Here is an 18,364-nt window from a genome sequence, read left to right on the forward strand (position 1 = left end):
ATTGCGTACCCGGGTCTGTGTTCGTCGTCCTGCGGGGACTCCCCTGCACGCCCCCGAACCCGCCCGTCGCGCGTCGGACGCGAGTGATGCCGGGGTGGGGACGTGCAGGGGAGTCCCCGCAGAAAATGGCGTACGACCCGGGTCCCTCTCGGTCCTGGGTGAACACGCCATTTCCGAGGAGTCTCCCCGGAGGGGCACCGCCCCCCACCCACCGGGGCAGGCGCACCCCACGAACAGCCCGCACCCCAGAACCCCGCACCAAAGAACCCCGCACAGGCCGGTCCGGTTAGATTGGGCGGGTGCTCACACGTCTCTCGCGCCCCCGCACCCTCGCCCTCTGTGCCCTGCCCGTGCTCGCCCTCTTCGGTGTGGCCGCCTTCGCGCCGCTGCCGTTCACGCTGGCGCAGCCCGGTACGACGGCGAATGTGCTCGGGGACGACAAGGGCGCCCCTGTGATCACCATTGAGGGCACCCCCACCCGGCCCACCAAGGGCCAGCTGCGGATGACGACGATCGTGGCGACCGGGCCCGACGCCGATGTCGGGATCAGTGACGTGATCGACAGCTGGTTCCGTACGGACCGGGCGGTCATGCCCCGGGACTCGGTCTACCCGACCGGCGGCTCCGAGAAGGAGATCGAGAAGCACAACCTCGACGACATGGTGGAATCGCAGAACTCGGCCGTGGACGCCGCGCTGAACTACCTCGGCAGGAAGCCGGGCTCCGTCGACGTCACCCTGCACCTCGCCGACGTGGGCGGCCCGAGCGCGGGACTGTTCTTCGCGCTCGGGATCGTCGACAAGCTCGACGGCGACGGCTCAGGGGGCGATCTCACCGGCGGCCGCACCATCGCCGGGACCGGCACCATCGAGGCGGACGGCAAGGTCGGCGCGGTCGGCGGCGTCTCGCTGAAGACGCAGGCGGCCCGCCGGGACGGGGCGAGCGTCTTCCTCGTGCCCAAGGCGGAGTGCAAGGAGGCGCACGCCGAGCTGCCCGACGGGCTGCGGCTGATCCCGGTCACGACCCTGAAGGGCGCGGTCTCCTCGCTGCGGGCACTGGATCACGGGGGCAAGGTCCCGAGCTGCTGACCTGCTGCTCCGGAAGGCCCGAGGGCTCCCCCGGCTCCTTCGCCGGTTCGTCGTCCATCGTCCGCCAGGCCGGGAAGACGAGCGGGCTCAGCGTCGCGAGCAGGTAGCACCCGCCCATCGCCAGCAGCGCCCCGGAGGCGCCCGCGCTCTCCACCAGCAGTCCGGCCGCGAGACCACCCACCGGCATGGCCAGCTCGCAGCCGGCGGTGATCGCTCCGGAGACCCGGCTGCGCAGCGCGTCGGGGACGCTCCCGTAGATCACCGTCGTCAGGATCGGGTTCAGCACGCCGCCCGCGACACCGCTCAGCACCATCGTCACGGCCAGCGGCAGCGTCGTCCCGGTCAGCGCCGCGACCAGGAACCTCGGCGCCCCGCACAGCACCACGCAGACGCTGAACACGGCCCGCCGCGAGTAGCGGTGCCCGACCGCCCCGTACAGCAGGGCCCCGGTCAGGCCGCCCGCTCCGAACAGCGCGGTGAGCAGCCCCAGATCCCGGGCCCCGCCGAGTTCGTCGGAGGCGTGGACCGGCAGCAGGACGGCGGCCCAGCCCTGGTCGGTCCCGTTCATGAACAGGACCATCACCACGACGCCCAGCAGCAGCCGGTTGCCGAACAAGTAGGCGTACCCCTCGCACAGTTCACGCTTGTAGGTGGGCAGCGAGACCGGTTCGGCGTTCCTGACCGGCTCGGCCGCGCGCACGCCCCGCAGCCCTGCCGCGATGAGCGCGGCGGAGGTGAGGAAGGTGGCCGCGTCCAGCAGCAGTACGGTCTCGGCGCCGACCAGCGCGATCAGTACCCCGGCCAGCGCCGCGCCGACCATCCTGGCCCCGCGCGAGACCGCGTCGAAGAGGCTGGCGGCGCGGGGGAGTGTGGTGCCGGCGTATTCGGCGAGGTCGGGGACCAGGACGTAGCGCGCGGTGTTGCCGGGCGTGTGGAACAGCCCGTTGACGGCCATCAGGGCGCAGAGCATCCAGAAGGTGAGGGCGTCGGCGTAGTGGAGCAACGGCACCGCGGCGACGGCCAGTCCGCACACCGTGTCGGAGGCGACGGAGACCCGGCGGCGGCCGATCCGGTCGATGACGGGCCCGCCGATCAGGGCGGAGACGACGATCGGGAGGGTCGCGCAGAAGGCGACGAGCCCGGCCCGTCCGGCGCTGCCCGTGGTTTCGAGGACGAACCACGGGACACCGATGAGCGTGAGTGAAGTACCGGCGGTGGATATGGAGTTGGCGGACAGTACGGCGACGAGCGGCAGCCGGTTCCGTGTGTTCTTCCCCCCGTCCACGGACTACGCCGCTCGGGCGGTGCGGGACGGTACGGCGGACCCGTCCGGCAGCAACCGCAGCCCCAACTCGACCATGGTCAGGCCCAGTCGGGTGCGCAGGCCGGTGTGCGGGGCGCGGGCGCCGGTCTCGGTGTCGATGCCGGGCCGGGGGTGGGTGAGGCGGAAGTCGGCCGCGTGGCGCTGGAGTTCGGCGGAGCGGATGGTGTGCAGCTGAAGGTGCGTCTCGGGATGCATGGCTGGTGGTCCCCTCGTTCAGTCGGGCCGGTCGGGCCAGTCAGGCCGGTCGGCCGGTCAGTCGGTCGGTAACGGGTCTGCCGAATGACCCGTCAGGCGGGTCGAGCGGCGGGTCACTCCGCGGGTCACTCGGCTGGGCGCGGGAAGACGTGCAGGTGGGTGCGGACCAAGGCGGAGCCCTCGGTTCCCTCCGGGACCCGATCCCAGTAGCTCTCGATCAGCGCGTGGACCTTCTCCGTCAGTTCCTGGGCGAGTTCGGGCGTGAGGCGCATCTTGAAATCGCTGAGGTCGGAGGAGCGCACCCACTCCTTGGGCCACTCGTGCGTGGTGCCGATCCAGGTGTTCAGCTCCTGGGCGTGCCGGGTGGCGCTCTCGTGCAGGACGACTTCCATGGCGCCGCGGATCTCCGGGTCCGGGTCGCGGAGGAAGTCCGCGCCGTGTTCGAACGCCATGCCTCCGTGGACGGCCCTCCACCACCGCTCGCGCCCCTTGCCGCGCTCGGGGTCGTCCTCCACGAAGCCGTACGAGGCGAGCTGGCGCAGGTGGTAGCTGGTGGCGCCGCTGGACTCGCCGAGCCGGTCCGCCAGACCGGACGCGGTGGCCGGGCCGAACTCCCGGAGGGCGGTCAGCAGCCGCATCCGCAGGGGGTGGGCGAGCCCGCGCAGGGAGCGGGCGTCCACCGTGTGCATGTTCGGGGTGCCGTCCCGACCGGTCTCTTTCTCTGTCATGCCCCAACCATAGAGTTACAAAGAAAGCTTTGCAACAGATTCTTTGCATCGCTTTCTTTGTAACTCCGGGCGGCCCGCATCCGCTCACCCCGTCCTGATGAACCCCTCCGCGACCAGCCAGTCCTTCGCCACCTGGTGCGGGTCGTCGCCGTCGACGTCGACCTTGGCGTTCAGCTGCTGCGCGACCTCCGTGGTCAGCCGGGCGCTGAGCGGGTCCAGCAGGGCGGCGATGACCGGGTACTTCTCGAAGGTCGGGGTGTGGATGACGGGCGCCGCGTTGTAGTTGGGGAAGAAGTGCTTGTTGTCCGTCAGCACGTCGAGGTTCATCGCCTTGATCCGGCCGTCGGTGGTGAACACCTCGCCCAGCAGGCAGGAGTTGGACTTCGACACCTGGGTGTAGACGATCCCGGCGTCCATCTTCTTGATGTTGGCACCGGGGATGGACATCCCGTACGCCTTCTCCATGCCCGGCAGTCCGTCGTTGCGGGAGGCGAACTCGTTCTCCACGCAGACCGTCACCGCCGAGGGGTTCTTCTTGGCCAGTGCGGCGACGTCGGAGAGCGTCTTGAGGTGGTACTTCGCGTTGTTCCGCTTGCTGATGGCGAGCGCGTACGTGTTGTTCAGGGTGGACTGCGGCAGCCACGTCACCCCGTTCTTCCGGTCCGCGTCGCGTACCGCCTCCCACTGCTTCAGCGGGCTGGTGATCGGCTTCGAATGGCCCAGATAGGTGATCCAGGCGGTTCCCGTGTACTCGTACATCGCATCGGCGTCGCCCTGGCGGATCGCCTCGCGCGCGCTGATCGAACCGGGCAGGTTCGTCCGGTCGAGCACCTCGGCCCCGGCGGCCTTGAAGATCAGGCCGATCATCTGGCCCAGGATGATGTTCTCGCTGAAGTTCTTCGAGGTGACGGTCAGCGAGGCGCCGTGCAGCGGCTCCCCCTTCCCCACGGACCCCGGCTTCACGTCGTCGACCATCGGGGATCCGCTCTTCAGGCCGCACCCGGAGAGCACCAGCGCCAGGGCGGCCGCCGCCACCGACGCCGTACGCATCCGCCTCCTCCTCATACCCCCGCCTCCAGCCCGCGCGGTGTCAGCACGACCTCGACCAGCGACGCCAGCCAGTCCACCAGCAGCGCCAGCACCACCGTCAGTACCGAACCGAGCACCAGCACCGGCATCCGCTGGGTCTGGATGCCCGAGGTGATCAGGTCCCCGAGCCCGCCGCCGCCCCCGAACGTCGCCAGGGTCGCCGTACCCACGTTGAGCACCAGCGCGGTCCGTACCCCGGCCAGGATCAGCGGCACCGCGAGCGGCAGTTCGACCTTGGAGAGCGTCCCCATCGCGGACATCCCGATCCCGCGCGAGGCCTCCACCAGGGTCGGCTCGATGGCCTTCAGACCGGCGACGGTGTTGGAGAGCACCGGCAGCACCGCGTAGATCACCATGCCGGTGATCGCCGTCGACGGGCCGATGCCCAGCCAGATGACCAGCAGCGCCAGCAGCCCGATCGCCGGGGTCGCCTGGCCGATGTTGGCGATCGCGGTGACCACCGGGGCGGCCTTGTTCAGCCCCCGCCGGGTCAGCGCGATGCCCAGCGGAATGGCGATGATCAGCACCCAGAAGGTCGAGATCGCGGTCAGCCTGACGTGCTGCCACCAGCGCAGTTCGACGGTGTCGCCCGCGAGGGAGTTCTGCGCGATGGCGTCGAGGTGGACGTTGTTGATCCATACGTAGGTGACGATCAGGACCACCGCGAGCGCCGCGGGCACCGTCACCAGCTTGCGCCAGGTGATCCGGCGGGCCGGCCGGGCCGCGGCGGGCGGCTCCTCATCCTCCTGGTCACGGAAGGCATGGCCCTTGACGTCGTGCTCGCCCGGCGGGCGGTCCCGGTCGGACTCGGGGTCGGAGGGGGCGGGGGAGCGGGAGCTGGGAGTCATACGTCCGCACCGCCCTCCAGCTCCTGCACGGTCTGGTGACTGCGCAGCTCCTGGAGCTCGTGCTGGTGCTCGATGGCGGTGAGCCGGTCGGCCTCCAGCAGTTCGTGCACCGAGTTCATCAGGGTGTGCATGTCGACGACCCCGATGAACTCGCCGCGCCGCCCGGTCACCGCGACCCGCCCGCCGCTGTCGGTCAGCACCGCCTCCAGCGCGTCGTGCAGCGTGGCGTCCCTGGTCACCGTGTCGTGCACCAGCTGCCCGGCCCGCGCCAGTGAACCCCGGGCGCGCATCAGGTCGCCGCGCCGCAGCCACTTGTAGGGGCGGTTCCTGCGGTCCAGCATCAGCAGTTCGTTGTGCGGGCCGCCGCCCAGCTTGTTGAAGACCGACTGGAGTGGGTCGTCGACCGTCACCGTCGGGAACTCGGCGATCTCCACGTCCCGTACCCGGGTGAGGTTGAGCCGCTTCAGCGCCGCGCCGGCCCCGACGAAGCCCGAGACGAAGTCGTCCGTCGGGTTGGTCAGGATGGCCTCCGGGGTGTCGAACTGCGCGATGTGCGAGCGCTCGCGCAGCACGGCGATCCGGTCACCGAGTTTGATCGCCTCGTCGAAGTCATGGGTGACGAAGACGATGGTCTTGTGCAGTTCGTGCTGGAGCCGGATCAGCTCGTCCTGGAGGTGGTCGCGGGTGATCGGGTCGACCGCGCCGAACGGTTCGTCCATCAGCAGCACGGGCGGGTCCGCGGCCAGCGCCCGTGCCACGCCGACCCGCTGCTGCTGGCCGCCGGACAGGGCGCGCGGATAGCGGCCGTGGTACTCGCGCGGGTCGAGCCCGACCAGGTCGAGCATCTCCTCGACCCGGTCCTTCACCCTCGACTTCGACCAGCCGATCATCTTCGGCACCAGGGCGATGTTCTCCGCGACCGTCATGTGCGGGAAGAGCCCGGACGACTGGATCGCGTAACCGATCTTCCGGCGCAGCTTCACCGGGTCCATGTCGGTGACGTCCTCGTCGCCGATCCTGATCCGGCCGGACGTCGGCTCGATCAGCCGGTTGATCATCTTCAGCGTGGTCGACTTCCCGCAGCCGGACGGGCCGACGAGGATCACGGTCTCGCCGGCCTTGATGTCCATCGAGACGTTGTCCACGGCCGGGCTCGGGTTGCCCGGATAGAGCTTGGTCAGGTTCTCCAGCTGGATGGTGGCACCGGAGGTGGCGTTGACGGCGGGCTTCTCCCCGGCTTCCGCCTCGGTCTCAGACACGGATCCCCCTCGGGATGGTGAGCCGCCCCAGCAGTACGTACGCGGCGTCGAAGAGCAGGGCGAGGACGACGATGCCGAGAGTGCCCGCGAGCACCTGATTGATCGCGTTGGCGCTGCCCAGCGAGGCGATCCCGCGGAAGATCTCGTTGCCGAGCCCCGGCCCCGAGGCGTACGCGGCGATGGCGGCGATGCCCATCAGCATCTGGGTGGCGACCCGGATGCCGGTCAGGATCGGCGGCCAGGCGAGCGGCAGCTCCACCTTGCAGAGCCGGGCGATCCGCGACATCCCGATGCCCTTCGCCGCGTCCACGAGCGCCGGATCGACGCCGCGCAGCCCGACGATGGAGTTCCGGACGATGGGCAGCAGCCCGTACAGCGTCAGCGTGATCACGGTCGGCGCCACACCGAGTCCGACCAGCGGGATCAGCAGACCGATCGCGGCGAGGGACGGAATGGTCAGGATGGCCGCCGTCGAGGTGATCGCCAGGGAGCCGCCCCAGCCGCTGCGATAGCTGACGATGCCGATCAGGACGCCGAGCACCGTCGCGATGACCATGCACTGGAACACGGCGCTGGCGTGCTGGAACGCGTCGGTGAGCAGCTGCTGGTGCCGATTGCCCAGATACTCCCAGAAGCTCAACTCGGCACTCCTCGGCTCAGTTGATGTCCTCCGCCGCCTGTTCGACGAGGGGGATGACGCGCAGGGGTACGGGGTTCTCCATGACGATGGCCGTGGAGGCCCGGACAATGCCATCAAATCCGACAACGAGGTCGATCACCCGTTGGAGATCCGCGTTGGAACGGGCCACGAGCCGGCAGAACATATCGCCCTGCCCGGTGGTGGTGTGCAGTTCGAGCACCTCCGGTACGCCACTCAAGTGCGCCCGTACGTCGGCCCCTTGGCCCTGTTTGATCTCCAGCGTCGCGAAGGCGGTGACCGGGTAGCCGAGCGCCGCCGGGTCCACGTCCGGACCGAATCCGCGGATGACGCCATTCGACTGAAGGCGGTCGAGACGCGCCTGCACCGTCCCGCGCGCCACGCCGAGCCTGCGCGAAGCCTCCAGTACCCCGATCCTGGGTTCACGTGCCAGCAGCACGATGAGCCGTCCGTCCAGCCGGTCGATCGCCAAGGTCTGCCTCCGGGGAGTCGCGGGGATGGTCAGCATGTACAGATAGCCCGCCCATCATGGCCAACCACTGCACAGACTGCCCAGTGATTTCGCGAACTGTTGCGCACCTTGCGAAGCGGGGAGACCCTTCGGACATGACTGAGACGATGCACAGCACCCCCGACAGTGCACGGCAGGCCGACCCCTTCCCGGTCAAGGGAATGGACGCCGTCGTCTTCGCCGTCGGCAACGCCAAGCAGGCCGCGCACTACTACTCCACCGCCTTCGGCATGAAGCTGGTCGCCTACTCCGGACCGGAGAACGGCAGCCGCGAGACGGCCAGTTACGTCCTGACGACCGGCTCCGCCCGCTTCGTCTTCACCTCCGTCATCAAGCCGGCCACGGACCACGGCCGCTTCCTGGCGGAGCACGTCAACGAGCACGGCGACGGCGTCGTCGACCTGGCCATCGAGGTCCCGGACGCCCGCGCCGCGTACGCCTACGCGGTCGAGCACGGCGCCCGGGGCCTGACCGAACCGCACGAGGTGAAGGACGAGCACGGCACGGTCGTCCTGGCCGCCATCGCCACGTACGGCCAGACCCGCCACACCCTCGTGGAGCGCGGCGGCTACGACGGCCCCTACCTCCCCGGCTACGCCGCGGCCGAGCCCATCGTCGCGCCGCCCGCCAAGCGCACCTTCCAGGCCATCGACCACTGCGTCGGCAACGTCGAGCTCGGCCGGATGAACGAGTGGGTCGGCTTCTACAACAAGGTCATGGGCTTCACCAACATGAAGGAGTTCGTGGGCGACGACATCGCCACCGAGTACTCCGCGCTCATGTCCAAGGTGGTCGCGGACGGCACCCTCAAGGTCAAGTTCCCGATCAACGAGCCGGCCGTCGCCAAGAAGAAGTCCCAGATCGACGAGTACCTGGAGTTCTACGGCAGCGCGGGCGTCCAGCACATCGCGCTCGCCACGAACGACATCGTCGCCTCCGTGAAGGCGATGCGCGAGGCCGGCGTCCAGTTCCTGGACACCCCGGACTCGTACTACGACACGCTGGGCGAGTGGGCGGGCGAGACCCGGGTGCCGGTGGAGACCCTGCGCGAGCAGAAGATCCTGGTGGACCGCGACGAGGACGGCTACCTGCTCCAGATCTTCACCAAGCCGGTCCAGGACCGGCCGACGGTGTTCTTCGAGATGATCGAGCGGCACGGCTCGATGGGCTTCGGCAAGGGCAACTTCAAGGCCCTGTTCGAGGCGATCGAGCGCGAGCAGGAGCGCCGCGGCAACCTCTGAGCGGTACGGGAACGACACGACGGGCGGACCGGATGCTTCCGGCCCGCCCGTCGCGGGTCGCGGAGCGGCCACCCGCGTGTCGGCCGCCGCTCCACGGCGGTGCTTGAATGGACCGTCGTTCCTGATCCCACAAGGAGATGCGCTGTGCCCCTGGTGTCTGTCGTGATGCCCGTGTACAACTCGGCCGCCACGTTGGGCGCCGCGGTCCGGTCGGTGCTGACGCAGACCCATACCGATGTGGAACTGCTCGTCACCGACGACCAGTCCTCCGACGACTCCATGGACCTGCTCCGCGAGTTCGCCGCCCGGGACGAGCGCGTCCTGCCGGAGTCCGCGCCCGAGCGCGGCGGCGCGGGCCGCGCCCGCAACCTCGCGATCGAGCGCGCCCGCGGGGACTACATCGCCTTCCTCGACTCCGACGACATGTGGCTCCCGGAGAAGACCGAGAAGCAGCTCGCCTTCGCCGCGGAGGGCACCGCGCCCCTGACGTTCACCTCGTACTTCAAGATGGACGCCGACTACGCGGGCGACAGCACCGACTGGGTCCCGAACGGCCGGGTGATCGGTGCGCGGGCGCACGTGGACTACCGCGCGATGCTGGTCAAGGACTACATCGGCGCCCTCACCGCGATGTACGACCGCAACGCCCTGGGCACGAGGCTGATGCCGGAGATGCGCAAGCGCCAGGACTACGCCCTGTGGCTGTCGATCATGCGCGACGGCGCCGACGCCAGGGGCCTCACCGAACCACTCGCCGTGTACCGGGCCCACCAGGCGGGATCGCTGTCCTCCAACAAGCTGTCGCTCGTCCCCTACAACTGGAACCTCTACCGCGAGCACGAGCACCTGTCGGTCCCCCGGGCGACGCGCGCACTGGCCGGCGCGGTGTGGCAGTCACTGCGGAACTCGCGCATCTGACGCGGGGGCGGCTGATCCCCAGGGGCCCCTCCGCCGCCGGGCCCGTCGGAGGCGCTACGCGGGGAGCATGGCCCGGCGGCCCGGGGCGGCGGACGACTGCGCGGTCATTCCGCCGTCCACCACGAGGAGTTGGCCGGTGAGGTAGCGGGACTCGTCGGAGGCGAGGAAGACCATGGTGTGGCCGATGTCCTCGGGGGCGCCCAGGTAGGGGAGGGCGTTGCCGCGCTTGAGGCTGTCGACCACTTCCTGGGGGAGGTTGTTCTCCAGGGCGGGCGTCACCACCGCGCCGGGGGCGATCGCGTTGCAGCGGATGTTCTGCGGCCCGTACTGGGTGGCGACCGACTTGGTGATGCTGACCACCGCGGCCTTGACCGCCCCGTAGGAGGTTTGCAGGACGTCGCCGACGAGCGCGGCGACGGACGCGGTGTTGATGACCGAGCCGCCACCGGCCCGGATCATGTGGGGGATCGCGTGCCGGGAACCCAGCAGGGTGCTGCGCATGTTGAGGGCGACGGCCCGGTCGAACTCGTCCATGTCCATGCGGAGCACGTCGAGGTCGGTACGCGGGTTGGTGCCGCCGACGTGGTTGCACAGGACGTTCAGGGCGCCGTACTCGTTCACCGTGGCGCTGATCATGTCCACGATGGAGTCCTCCTCCATGACGTCCACCGTGAGGGGCATCGCCCGGCCCCCCGCCGCGGTGATGAGCGCGGCCGTCTCCTCGGCCGCCCGGGTGTCGTGGTCGGCCACGACGACGCGGGCGCCCTCCTTGCTCATGAGTTCGGCGGCGGCGCGGCCGATACCGCTTCCGGCTCCGGTGATGACGGCCACTTTGTCGTGCAGACGGTTCATGTTCGCTTCCTTACGGGCGCTGCCCCGGCAGTGTTGTGCACTATGCATTTCTATTTCACGGTACACATAGTGTGCACTGTGCACAAACAAGCCCGGTTCATCCCGCGCGCCGGACAGCTGGCGGATCAGTCCTCCTCGTCGAACTCGTCCTCCTCGGCGGCGAATTCGGCGGCGTCAGGAAAGACGCTGGTGCTGATGTCCCCCGACAGCCAGCCGGCCAGGAACCCGGTCGCGCCCACGGGATGGGCGTCGTAGTACCAGCCCCTCGGATTCCAGCAGACGACCGTCCACTCGTCCGGTGGCCCCTCGGTGAGCCAGCAGACCCGGTCCCCGTTGTCGGTTCCCGCCCACGGCAGGAGCCCTCCCGGCTCCGGGTAGAAGGGGTACGGACACTTCTCGGGGTTACGGTCCCGGAAGCCGCGTTCCTGGTCCAGCAGCCGCTTGGCCGGGCCGACGAGCAGGTCCCGCCCGCCGAACGGCGCGAGCGGCGTCAGGAACTCGGAGAAGTAGTAAGCCCCGTAGGACTCGATCAACCGCTTGAAGTCCGAGGGGAGTTCCAGTGCCAGTGCCGTCTCGACCGCACTCCAGTCGCCATGCGCCCCATGGGGCTGTTGCGGCGGAGGGACGAGACGGGTGAGGTCGTCGAACGAGGTCATGGGCCGAGCCTATATACGACGCGGTATCCGGCGGCCGGTCGAGACGGGCGGACGCACAGGTGGGTGGGACCGTCCGCGCCGCCTCGGGCGGGAGCATTTCCGGATGTCAGTGGCCCGATGACGCCCCCGACGCCGACGCCGACGGCTTGGCCGCGGCCGTCGCCGGGGCACCCGCCGCGCCCTGCTTCGGCGGCGCGGGGACCTGCGCCGGGGCCGGGGCCTGCGCCGGGGCCGGTGCCCGCGGTGGGGCCGGCGGGGGTGCGGGCCGCATGTCCTGGGGGCCGCCCGCCGGGGGCGGGCCCATCGTGTCCAGGGCCTCCTGCGCGCTCGGGGCGTCCAGCGGCGAGAACCGCGGGTTGGTGCGCAGCGCGTCCTCCAGGTTGCGGCGGGCCGGCCCGAAGTCGCTCAGCGCGCGCTGGACCATGCCGAGGTGGTACGCGTACGAGGCGTTCTGGCCCCCCGTGTCGACCGCCTTCTCCGCGTACTCCAGAGCCGAGTCCGAATCGCCCGAGCGGTGCAGTGCCCAGCCCAGCGCGTCCGCCACCGCCGCGCTGCGGTGCCCGAGGTCCCACTCCGCGCGCAGCTGCTCCACCGCCGCGTCCGCGTCACCGTGTGCTGCCTCGAAGCGGCCGAGCAGCAGGGCCTCGTCCACGCCCTGGGTCCCGGCCCGGGACAGCGCCTTGCGCAGCCGGGTGTACTGGTTGACGGAGTCGCCGTCCAGGCCCAGCGACTCGTACAGCTCGCCCAGCTCCAGCATGTACTCGGGGCGCGGGGACTTGGCCAGCGCCGCCTGGTAGTCCCGCTGGGCCTCGTCCGTGCGGCCGAGGGCCGCCAGCGCGCGGGCGCGGCCCGCGAGGGCGGCGTGGTGGGCGCGGTCGGTGCGCAGCGCCGCCCCGTACTGGGCCACGGCCTCCTCCGGTTCGCCCCGCTCCCAGGCCAGGTCGCCCAGCCGGGAGAGGCAGGCCGCCTTCTCCGCGGGTGCCTTCGCCCGGTTCGCGGCGTCCTGGGCGGTGGCGAGCGCGTCCTCGCGCCAGCCCCGGTCGCGGTACATCTCCGCTGTCCGGCCCAGCGCGGGCACCCCGGCCCGCAGCTCCGTGTACTTCTCCACCGCCGTGATCGCCGACTTCTGGTCGCCTAGGCCGTTGTACGCGTCGATCAGCTCCGGGTACACCGTCCACTGCTTCGGCTGCCGGCGCCGTACCGTCTCGCCCCACTTCTTCGCCGTCACGTAGTCGTGCCGGGCGTTGGCGAGCGAGGCGAGGCCGATCCAGGCCGCCTCGTTCCCCCGGTCGCCCGGCAGCACGTTCAGCGACCGCTTCAGCGCCTGCTCGGCGCGGGTGTAGTACGCCGCGTCCGCTCCCCGCCGCCCCCACTCCACGTACGCGGAGCCCAGCTCCGCCCACGACCGCGCGTCCGAGGGGTGGGTGCCCACCCACGCCTGCCGGTCCCCGATCAGCGCCGTCAGATCGGAGAGCGAGGCGGGGGAACCGGCCGCCGTCGCGGTCATCGCACGCGACACCGGACCGGACACCGGCGGCGCCGCGTCCTTGTCCTCGTCCGGCACGGCGACCACCGCACCCGTCACCAGCACCGCGCCCGCCACCACGCCGAACGCGGCCCGGCGCAGCGTCGTGCGCAGCGAGGCGGGCGGCGGCTCGGCCAGGGACACGGGGTCGGGGGGCAGGGCGGGAGGGGATTCGCAGGGCGGGGCGTAGGCGGTGTCCGGGGTCTCGGGGGAGTGGTCCGGCCCGTGGGCCGCCGGGGGCTGCTGCGGAGTGACGTCCATGCCGATCACTCTGCGTCAGTACGAAGATCGCACCGCGTCTTGGGATGACAGGCGCTTACGGGTTCACACCAATGGGCCCGGATGCGAGTCTTGGATCATGGACGATCTTCTCGAACTACTGCGTGCGGGGCTCCCGGCCGAGGCTCTGATCACCGACCCGGACATCACCGCCTCCTACGCCAACGACATGGCGAGCTTCTGCGAGGCGGGCACCCCGGCCGTCGTCGCGCTCCCACGTAACGTCGAGCAGGTCCAGCACGTCATGCGCACCGCCACGGCCCTGCGCGTCCCGGTCGTCCCGCAGGGGGCCCGCACGGGCCTGTCGGGCGCCGCCAACGCCTCCGACGGCTGCATCGTGCTCTCCCTGACCAAGATGGACCGCATCCTGGAGATCAGCCCTGTCGACCGGATCGCCGTCGTGGAGCCGGGCGTCATCAACGCCGTGCTGTCCCGCGCGGTCGACGAGCACGGGCTGTACTACCCGCCGGACCCCTCCAGCTGGGAGATGTGCACCATCGGCGGCAACATCGGGACCGCCTCCGGCGGACTGTGCTGCGTCAAGTACGGGGTCACCGCCGAATACGTCCTCGGCCTCGACGTCGTTCTCGCGGACGGACGCCTCCTCAGCACCGGCCGCCGCACCGCGAAGGGCGTCGCCGGATACGACCTCACCCGGCTCCTCGTCGGCTCGGAGGGCAGCCTCGGGATCGTCGTCAAGGCCGTGCTCGCGCTCAAGCCGAAGCCGCCCCGGCAGCTCGCGCTGGCCGCCGAGTTCCCCAGTGCGGCCAGTGCCTGCGACGCGATCTGCGCGATCATGGAGCGGGGGCACACCCCGTCACTCCTCGAACTGATGGACCGTACGACAGTCCGAGCCGTCAACAAGATGGCGAACATGGGCCTCCCCGACTCCACGGAGGCGCTGCTGCTCGCCGCCTTCGACACGCCGGACCCGGCCGCCGATCTGGCCGCCGTCGCGGAACTCTGCACGGCCGCCGGTGCCACCGAGGTCGTCCCGGCGGACGACGCGGCCGAATCCGAAATGCTGCTCCAGGCCCGGCGGATGTCGCTCACCGCGCTGGAGACCATCAAGTCCGCCACGATGATCGACGACGTGTGCGTACCGCGTTCCCAGCTCGGCGCCATGCTGGAGGGCACCGCCGCCGTCGCGGAGAAGTACGGCCTCACCATCGGCGTCTGCGCCCACGCGGGCGACGGCAACACCCACCCCGTCGTCTGCTTCGACCACACCGACGCCGACGAGTCCCGGCGGGCCCGCGAGTCCTTCGACGAGATCATGGCGCTCGGCCTCGAACTCGGCGGCACCATCACCGGCGAACACGGCGTCGGCGTACTCAAGAAGGAGTGGCTCGCCCGGGAACTCGGCGAAGTCAGCGTGGAACTGCACCGGGGCATCAAGCAGGCCTTCGACCCGCTGGGACTCCTCAACCCGGGCAAGGTGTTCTGACCGGCGTCCCGCACCGCGTCCGCGCCGGCTCAACTCTCGCCGTCCTGCGCGTCGTCCGACGGCCAGGGATCGCTCATCCACAGGTCGTCGGCCGGCAGCGGCGCCAGCAGTTCCGCGAGGCCCTCGTCGATCCCGAGCCGCTCGGACTCCGTACCCGGCGGAACCACCCGCAGCGTCCGCTCCACCCAGGCGGCCACGGCGACGGACGGCACCTCCAGCAGCGCGTTGCCGTCGGGCGAGGTCAGCGCCACGCAGATGACGCTGCGTCCGTCGACCTTGGTCGGCCAGATCCGTACGTCCCCGTGCCCGCACGGCCGGAACACGCCCTCCACCAGCAGATCGCGGGCGAACGTCCAGTGCACGGGGGCGTCCGAGCCGATGTGGAAGGTGATGTGCACGGCGTACGGGTCCTGGGTCCGATACGTCAGCCGGGCGGGCACCGGGATGCTGCGCTCGGGCGACAGGACCAGCTTGAGCTCCAGTTCGCGTTCCACGACGGTGTGCATGAGGCGTCCCTTCGAGACCTGTGAGCCGGTCCCGCGACCGGCCTTCACAGGGAGAGAGCGCCCTCCCCGCCATCCATTACGCGACTTCGGGGAAAAAAGATTGGCGTGACCGAAAAGTGGCCCAAACCCCCGGACCGGCACGGGGGTACGCGGGTGTCTGGTAGATGTGGACCCTTGTACTGACACCCTTGTACTGAGACTCGAAGAGATACGGGACCACGGTGATGAGCGCCCCAACCCCGGCACCCGGTGACGAAAGCCCCCGCGAGGGGTACTACCCCGATCCGTCCATTCCCGGATACGTCCGGTACTGGAACGGCGCCTCCTGGGTGCCCGGCACGAGCAGGCCCGCCCCGCAGGGCGGTGAGGCGATGCCCTCGGCACCCGAGCCGGAGCCGGCCGAACCGCACCGGCCCGCCCCCGCGCCGGTGGACGAGACCGGTCCGATGTTCTTCGACGAGGAGCCGCTGGACGACGTCCGGTCGGAGCCCTCGCCCGCCTGGCAGGCCGACGTCTCCCGGCAGAACGGCTTCGGCGGCGAGCACGACCGCCGGGTCTCCTGGGGCGGCCGGCCCGTGCAGCCCGCGCCGGGGCCCGATCCGCGTACGGCCGAGGGCGGTTCCCCGGCGGCCGACACGCCCGGGGACCGCTCCCCGGTGCCGCGTCCCTCCGGTGACCGCTCGCCCGCCGTCCGGCGGAGCGCCGACCTCGTCCCCGTGGACCCGCGCCTGCCCGTGCCGCCGAGCCGGGAGACGACCCCGGCTCAGATCCCGGGCCCGGCCCCGGCTCAGACCCCGGCTCAGGCGCCCGACCCGGCCGCCGGTGCGCTGCCGGGTATGCGGGACGGCGGTGACCGGGCGGAGAACACCGTCGCCATCCGGGCCGCCCGGCCCGGTCGCTCCGGCGGTTCCGGCGGTTCCGGTGGCTCCGGTGGCGGTAACCGCGATGCGCAGGAGCCGCCCGCCGAGGGCACGATGACGATCCGTGCGATCGGCCCGGCTGTCCCGGCCGCCCCGACAGCCCCACAGACCGCAGCGTCGGGCCCCGCACAGCAACAGGGACCCGCGTTCCCCCAGCAGACGCGGGCACCTCAGCAGGCTCAGACGCCCCGGCAGATTCAGCCGCCTCAGCAGACCCGCCAGCCTCAGCAGGCCCAGCAGCCTCAGCAGACCCGCCAGCCCCAGCAGCCTCCACAGGCTCAGCAGCCCCCGCTGGCCCAGGCGCCCCAGCAGGCTCAGGCGCCCCAGCAGGCTCAGGGGCCCGATCAGCCCGTCGTGCCCTGGAAGCCTCCGGTGAACGACCACTTCCAGCAGCTCGCGGCGGCGCAGTCGGCCGCCCGCCCGGCCGCGCTCGGCAAGAGGTTCGCCGCCCGGCTCATCGACACCGTCGTGCTGGGCGCGCTCGTCGGCGCCGTCGCCTTCCCTCTCGCGACCCGGGCCACGGACCACATCAACGAGAAGATCGACGCGGCCAAGCTGTCCGGCGAGACGGTCACCGTCTGGCTGCTGGACTCCACCACGGCCGGCCTGGCCGCCGGGGTCCTCGTCGCGTTCCTGGTGCTGGGCGTCCTCCTGGAGGCGCTGCCGACCGCGAAGTGGGGCCGTACGCTCGGCAAGAAGCTCTGCGGACTCGGCGTACGGGACATCGAGTCCGGCGCGTCGCCCACCTTCGGCGCCGCCCTGCGCCGCTGGCTGGTCTACGGCGTGCTGGGCCTGCTGGCGGTCGGCGTGCTCAACGTGCTCTGGTGCCTGATCGACCGGCCGTGGCGGCAGTGCTGGCACGACAAGGCGGCCCGCACCTTCGTGGCCGGCTGAGAAACCCGCACGGCTCAGGAACCCGCACGGCTGACGGCTCATCGGGTGATGGGCCGTCGGGTGGTTCCCGTTCCCCCGAAAGCACCTCAGCCGTTGCGGGCGCCAGTGCGGCGGGGTGCACTGCCCCCATGAGCAACGATCAGCCGACGTCCGGCCAGCCGCCAGAGGACGACCCGTTCCTCAAGAAGCCGCACGAGCCCCAGCCGCCGTCGGGCTCGCCCTACGACAGCGCGCCGCCGCCTCCGCCGTACGACCCCGGCCCCTACGGCGGAGGCCAGTTCGGGGGCGCGGACCCGCTGGCGGGGATGCCGCCGCTCGCCGAGCCCGGCAAACGCATCCTGGCCCGGCTGATCGACTTCCTGATCATCTCGATCCCGCTGTACCTGATCTCGCTGCCCTGGGGCGGCGCGGTGGAGGTGTCGAACGACAACAACGGCAACGACAACGTCGGTGACATCTTCGCCCAGACGTACAGCGGCCATCAGCTGATCTGGTCGCTGATCGGCCTGGTGATCTACGTCGGGTACGACACGTACTTCACGCACAAGGACGGCCGCACCCCCGGCAAGCGGCTGCTGAAGCTGCGGGTCGCGATGCTCAACGACGGCAGCGTGCCGGACACCGGCAGTTCCTTCCTGCGCGCCGTGGTGCTGTGGCTGCCCGCGCTGCTGTGCTGCCCGTGCCTGTGGTGGCTGATCAACATCGTGCTGATGTTCACGGACAAGCCGTACCGGCAGGCACTGCAGGACAAGGCGGGCAAGACGGTGGTGGTGACCACCAACGGCCGCAACACGGCTTGAGGCGGCCGCAGCACGGCCTCGGGCGGACGCCGTCAGTGCCGCAGCGAGTGCTCTCCCACCCGTGCGGAGGAGGTGCGTGCGGCCGGGATCGTGCGCTGTACCCGGCCCACGGCGCGGTCCCCGGCCTCGTGGGCGGGGCGGGCGTCCTGGTGGGCGGCGACCGAGGCCCCGGTGGGCGACGTCCGACGGCGCGTCGGCGCGGGCACGGTGACGGCCACCAGCAGGCCGAGCGCGAGCCCGGCCGCGGCGATCACGGCGATGCCCGGCTCCGAACTCGTCCGGGACAGCAGCAGCATGGCGAGGGTCGAGAAGACGACGGTGACCGAACCGTAGGAGAGCTGTGCGGCAGTAGGACGCTGCATGGCGTTATCCGTCCTCGGGACGTCGGATGGGCGGTCTCTCAACACGGTCGCGCTGTCAAGCGACTCTACGACGGTGGATGCCCTCGCGGAACGGGTAGTAAGCATGACCTAACCCACAGTGCCGGTGCACGGGGGGCGCACGGAGTCATTCTCTGTGCCAATCACGTTCCTCGGCGCGCCGGTTGAGTGTGACGCAGTCGTCCGGATAGCGGAAAGGTGCTCCTGCATAGTGCACTTGGTCTGTTCAAGTCAAGGTCTGTCTTT

General features: G+C 70.7%; 19 protein-coding genes. 6 read left to right on the plus strand and 13 right to left on the minus strand.

From position 1 onward, the window contains the following. Window positions 1–299 precede the first annotated feature (299 nt). Complete coding sequence (locus tag ACFVQ0_RS33525) at window positions 300–1,088, plus strand: S16 family serine protease (protein WP_390092940.1); 789 nt, start codon at window positions 300–302, stop codon at window positions 1,086–1,088. Here the strand turns inward: ACFVQ0_RS33525 and ACFVQ0_RS33530 are convergent. The 8 genes from ACFVQ0_RS33530 to ACFVQ0_RS33565 all read right to left on the minus strand — a co-directional run bounded on the left by ACFVQ0_RS33530 (window position 1,018) and on the right by ACFVQ0_RS33565 (window position 7,661). Continuing rightward, window positions 1,018–2,373: an MFS transporter gene (locus ACFVQ0_RS33530; RefSeq protein ID WP_390092941.1), complete on the minus strand. Its 1,356-nt coding sequence runs from the start codon at window positions 2,371–2,373 to the stop codon at window positions 1,018–1,020. The two genes, ACFVQ0_RS33525 and ACFVQ0_RS33530, sit on opposite strands and share 71 nt — an antisense overlap. A 3-nt stretch (window positions 2,374–2,376) precedes the next feature. After that, window positions 2,377–2,607 (minus strand): hypothetical protein, encoded by a 231-nt coding sequence (locus ACFVQ0_RS33535; RefSeq protein ID WP_390092942.1) that lies wholly within the window; start codon window positions 2,605–2,607, stop codon window positions 2,377–2,379. Between the two features lie 125 nt (window positions 2,608–2,732). Next, complete coding sequence (locus ACFVQ0_RS33540) at window positions 2,733–3,335, minus strand: ArsR/SmtB family transcription factor (protein WP_390092943.1); 603 nt, start codon at window positions 3,333–3,335, stop codon at window positions 2,733–2,735. An 84-nt stretch (window positions 3,336–3,419) separates the two neighbouring features. After that, window positions 3,420–4,385 (minus strand): glycine betaine ABC transporter substrate-binding protein, encoded by a 966-nt coding sequence (locus tag ACFVQ0_RS33545; protein WP_390092944.1) that lies wholly within the window; start codon window positions 4,383–4,385, stop codon window positions 3,420–3,422. An 11-nt stretch (window positions 4,386–4,396) separates the two neighbouring features. Continuing rightward, a complete protein-coding gene (locus ACFVQ0_RS33550) occupies window positions 4,397–5,272 on the minus strand; it encodes an ABC transporter permease (protein WP_390092945.1) in 876 nt (291 codons plus the stop codon). Further along, complete coding sequence (locus ACFVQ0_RS33555; RefSeq protein WP_390092946.1) at window positions 5,269–6,531, minus strand: ABC transporter ATP-binding protein; 1,263 nt, start codon at window positions 6,529–6,531, stop codon at window positions 5,269–5,271. Before ACFVQ0_RS33555 ends, ACFVQ0_RS33550 begins: the two co-directional genes overlap by 4 nt. Then, window positions 6,524–7,171: an ABC transporter permease gene (locus ACFVQ0_RS33560; protein ID WP_390092947.1), complete on the minus strand. Its 648-nt coding sequence runs from the start codon at window positions 7,169–7,171 to the stop codon at window positions 6,524–6,526. Before ACFVQ0_RS33560 ends, ACFVQ0_RS33555 begins: the two co-directional genes overlap by 8 nt. Window positions 7,172–7,187: 16 nt before the next feature. After that, window positions 7,188–7,661: an Lrp/AsnC family transcriptional regulator gene (locus ACFVQ0_RS33565; protein ID WP_390092948.1), complete on the minus strand. Its 474-nt coding sequence runs from the start codon at window positions 7,659–7,661 to the stop codon at window positions 7,188–7,190. 134 nt (window positions 7,662–7,795) lie between these two features. On the opposite strand from ACFVQ0_RS33565, the gene hppD reads away from it, so the two are divergent. Continuing rightward, the gene (gene hppD, locus ACFVQ0_RS33570; protein ID WP_390092949.1) at window positions 7,796–8,941 is read left to right on the plus strand and encodes a 4-hydroxyphenylpyruvate dioxygenase; all 1,146 of its coding nucleotides are present in this window, start codon (window positions 7,796–7,798) and stop codon (window positions 8,939–8,941) included. Window positions 8,942–9,085: 144 nt separating this feature from the next. Continuing rightward, on the plus strand, window positions 9,086–9,859 hold the full coding sequence (locus ACFVQ0_RS33575) for a glycosyltransferase family 2 protein (protein ID WP_390092950.1): 774 nt from the start codon (window positions 9,086–9,088) through the stop codon (window positions 9,857–9,859). A 54-nt stretch (window positions 9,860–9,913) separates the two neighbouring features. Here the strand turns inward: ACFVQ0_RS33575 and ACFVQ0_RS33580 are convergent, their stop codons facing one another. The 3 genes from ACFVQ0_RS33580 to ACFVQ0_RS33590 all read right to left on the minus strand — a co-directional run bounded on the left by ACFVQ0_RS33580 (window position 9,914) and on the right by ACFVQ0_RS33590 (window position 13,153). After that, window positions 9,914–10,711, minus strand: coding sequence for an SDR family NAD(P)-dependent oxidoreductase (locus tag ACFVQ0_RS33580; RefSeq protein WP_390092951.1), 798 nt, complete (start codon window positions 10,709–10,711; stop codon window positions 9,914–9,916). 125 nt (window positions 10,712–10,836) lie between these two features. Continuing rightward, window positions 10,837–11,367 carry an SMI1/KNR4 family protein gene (locus ACFVQ0_RS33585; RefSeq protein ID WP_390092952.1) on the minus strand — a complete coding sequence of 177 codons (531 nt, stop codon included), beginning with the start codon at window positions 11,365–11,367 and terminating at the stop codon, window positions 10,837–10,839. 106 nt (window positions 11,368–11,473) lie between these two features. Beyond that, a complete protein-coding gene (locus tag ACFVQ0_RS33590) occupies window positions 11,474–13,153 on the minus strand; it encodes a tetratricopeptide repeat protein (RefSeq protein ID WP_390092953.1) in 1,680 nt (559 codons plus the stop codon). Between the two features lie 97 nt (window positions 13,154–13,250). Between ACFVQ0_RS33590 and ACFVQ0_RS33595 the strand changes: the two genes are divergently transcribed. Beyond that, on the plus strand, window positions 13,251–14,618 hold the full coding sequence (locus ACFVQ0_RS33595; RefSeq protein ID WP_390092954.1) for an FAD-binding oxidoreductase: 1,368 nt from the start codon (window positions 13,251–13,253) through the stop codon (window positions 14,616–14,618). Window positions 14,619–14,647: 29 nt separating this feature from the next. On the opposite strand, the gene ACFVQ0_RS33600 is transcribed toward ACFVQ0_RS33595, so the two are convergent. Further along, the gene (locus ACFVQ0_RS33600; protein WP_390092955.1) at window positions 14,648–15,124 is read right to left on the minus strand and encodes an SsgA family sporulation/cell division regulator; all 477 of its coding nucleotides are present in this window, start codon (window positions 15,122–15,124) and stop codon (window positions 14,648–14,650) included. Window positions 15,125–15,348: 224 nt separating this feature from the next. Between ACFVQ0_RS33600 and ACFVQ0_RS33605 the strand changes: the two genes are divergently transcribed. Further along, window positions 15,349–16,938: an RDD family protein gene (locus ACFVQ0_RS33605; protein WP_390092956.1), complete on the plus strand. Its 1,590-nt coding sequence runs from the start codon at window positions 15,349–15,351 to the stop codon at window positions 16,936–16,938. Window positions 16,939–17,066: 128 nt separating this feature from the next. After that, window positions 17,067–17,738, plus strand: a complete 672-nt coding sequence (locus tag ACFVQ0_RS33610) for an RDD family protein (protein WP_390092957.1) — start codon at window positions 17,067–17,069, stop codon at window positions 17,736–17,738. Between the two features lie 32 nt (window positions 17,739–17,770). Here the strand turns inward: ACFVQ0_RS33610 and ACFVQ0_RS33615 are convergent, their stop codons facing one another. Beyond that, entirely contained in the window at window positions 17,771–18,100 is a 330-nt protein-coding gene (locus ACFVQ0_RS33615) for a hypothetical protein (protein WP_390092958.1), read from the minus strand. Window positions 18,101–18,364: the final 264 nt, after the last annotated feature.

Origin of the sequence: Streptomyces sp. NPDC057900 (assembly GCF_042887885.1) — a bacterium.
GTDB lineage: Bacteria > Actinomycetota > Actinomycetes > Streptomycetales > Streptomycetaceae > Streptomyces.

What these genes read in the sequence shown, in the direction of transcription:
- ACFVQ0_RS33580 (WP_390092951.1), bottom strand. Translation starts at nt 10,711, where the DNA reads ATGAACCGTCTGCACGACAAAGTGGCCGTCATCACCGGAGCCGGAAGC.
- ACFVQ0_RS33605 (WP_390092956.1), top strand. Translation starts at nt 15,349, where the DNA reads ATGAGCGCCCCAACCCCGGCACCCGGTGACGAAAGCCCCCGCGAGGGG.
- ACFVQ0_RS33610 (WP_390092957.1), top strand. Translation starts at nt 17,067, where the DNA reads ATGAGCAACGATCAGCCGACGTCCGGCCAGCCGCCAGAGGACGACCCG.
- ACFVQ0_RS33545 (WP_390092944.1), bottom strand. Translation starts at nt 4,385, where the DNA reads ATGCGTACGGCGTCGGTGGCGGCGGCCGCCCTGGCGCTGGTGCTCTCC.
- ACFVQ0_RS33535 (WP_390092942.1), bottom strand. Translation starts at nt 2,607, where the DNA reads ATGCATCCCGAGACGCACCTTCAGCTGCACACCATCCGCTCCGCCGAA.
- hppD (WP_390092949.1), top strand. Translation starts at nt 7,796, where the DNA reads ATGACTGAGACGATGCACAGCACCCCCGACAGTGCACGGCAGGCCGAC.
- ACFVQ0_RS33615 (WP_390092958.1), bottom strand. Translation starts at nt 18,100, where the DNA reads ATGCAGCGTCCTACTGCCGCACAGCTCTCCTACGGTTCGGTCACCGTC.
- ACFVQ0_RS33590 (WP_390092953.1), bottom strand. Translation starts at nt 13,153, where the DNA reads ATGGACGTCACTCCGCAGCAGCCCCCGGCGGCCCACGGGCCGGACCAC.
- ACFVQ0_RS33600 (WP_390092955.1), bottom strand. Translation starts at nt 15,124, where the DNA reads ATGCACACCGTCGTGGAACGCGAACTGGAGCTCAAGCTGGTCCTGTCG.
- ACFVQ0_RS33585 (WP_390092952.1), bottom strand. Translation starts at nt 11,367, where the DNA reads ATGACCTCGTTCGACGACCTCACCCGTCTCGTCCCTCCGCCGCAACAG.
- ACFVQ0_RS33550 (WP_390092945.1), bottom strand. Translation starts at nt 5,272, where the DNA reads ATGACTCCCAGCTCCCGCTCCCCCGCCCCCTCCGACCCCGAGTCCGAC.
- ACFVQ0_RS33595 (WP_390092954.1), top strand. Translation starts at nt 13,251, where the DNA reads ATGGACGATCTTCTCGAACTACTGCGTGCGGGGCTCCCGGCCGAGGCT.
- ACFVQ0_RS33540 (WP_390092943.1), bottom strand. Translation starts at nt 3,335, where the DNA reads ATGACAGAGAAAGAGACCGGTCGGGACGGCACCCCGAACATGCACACG.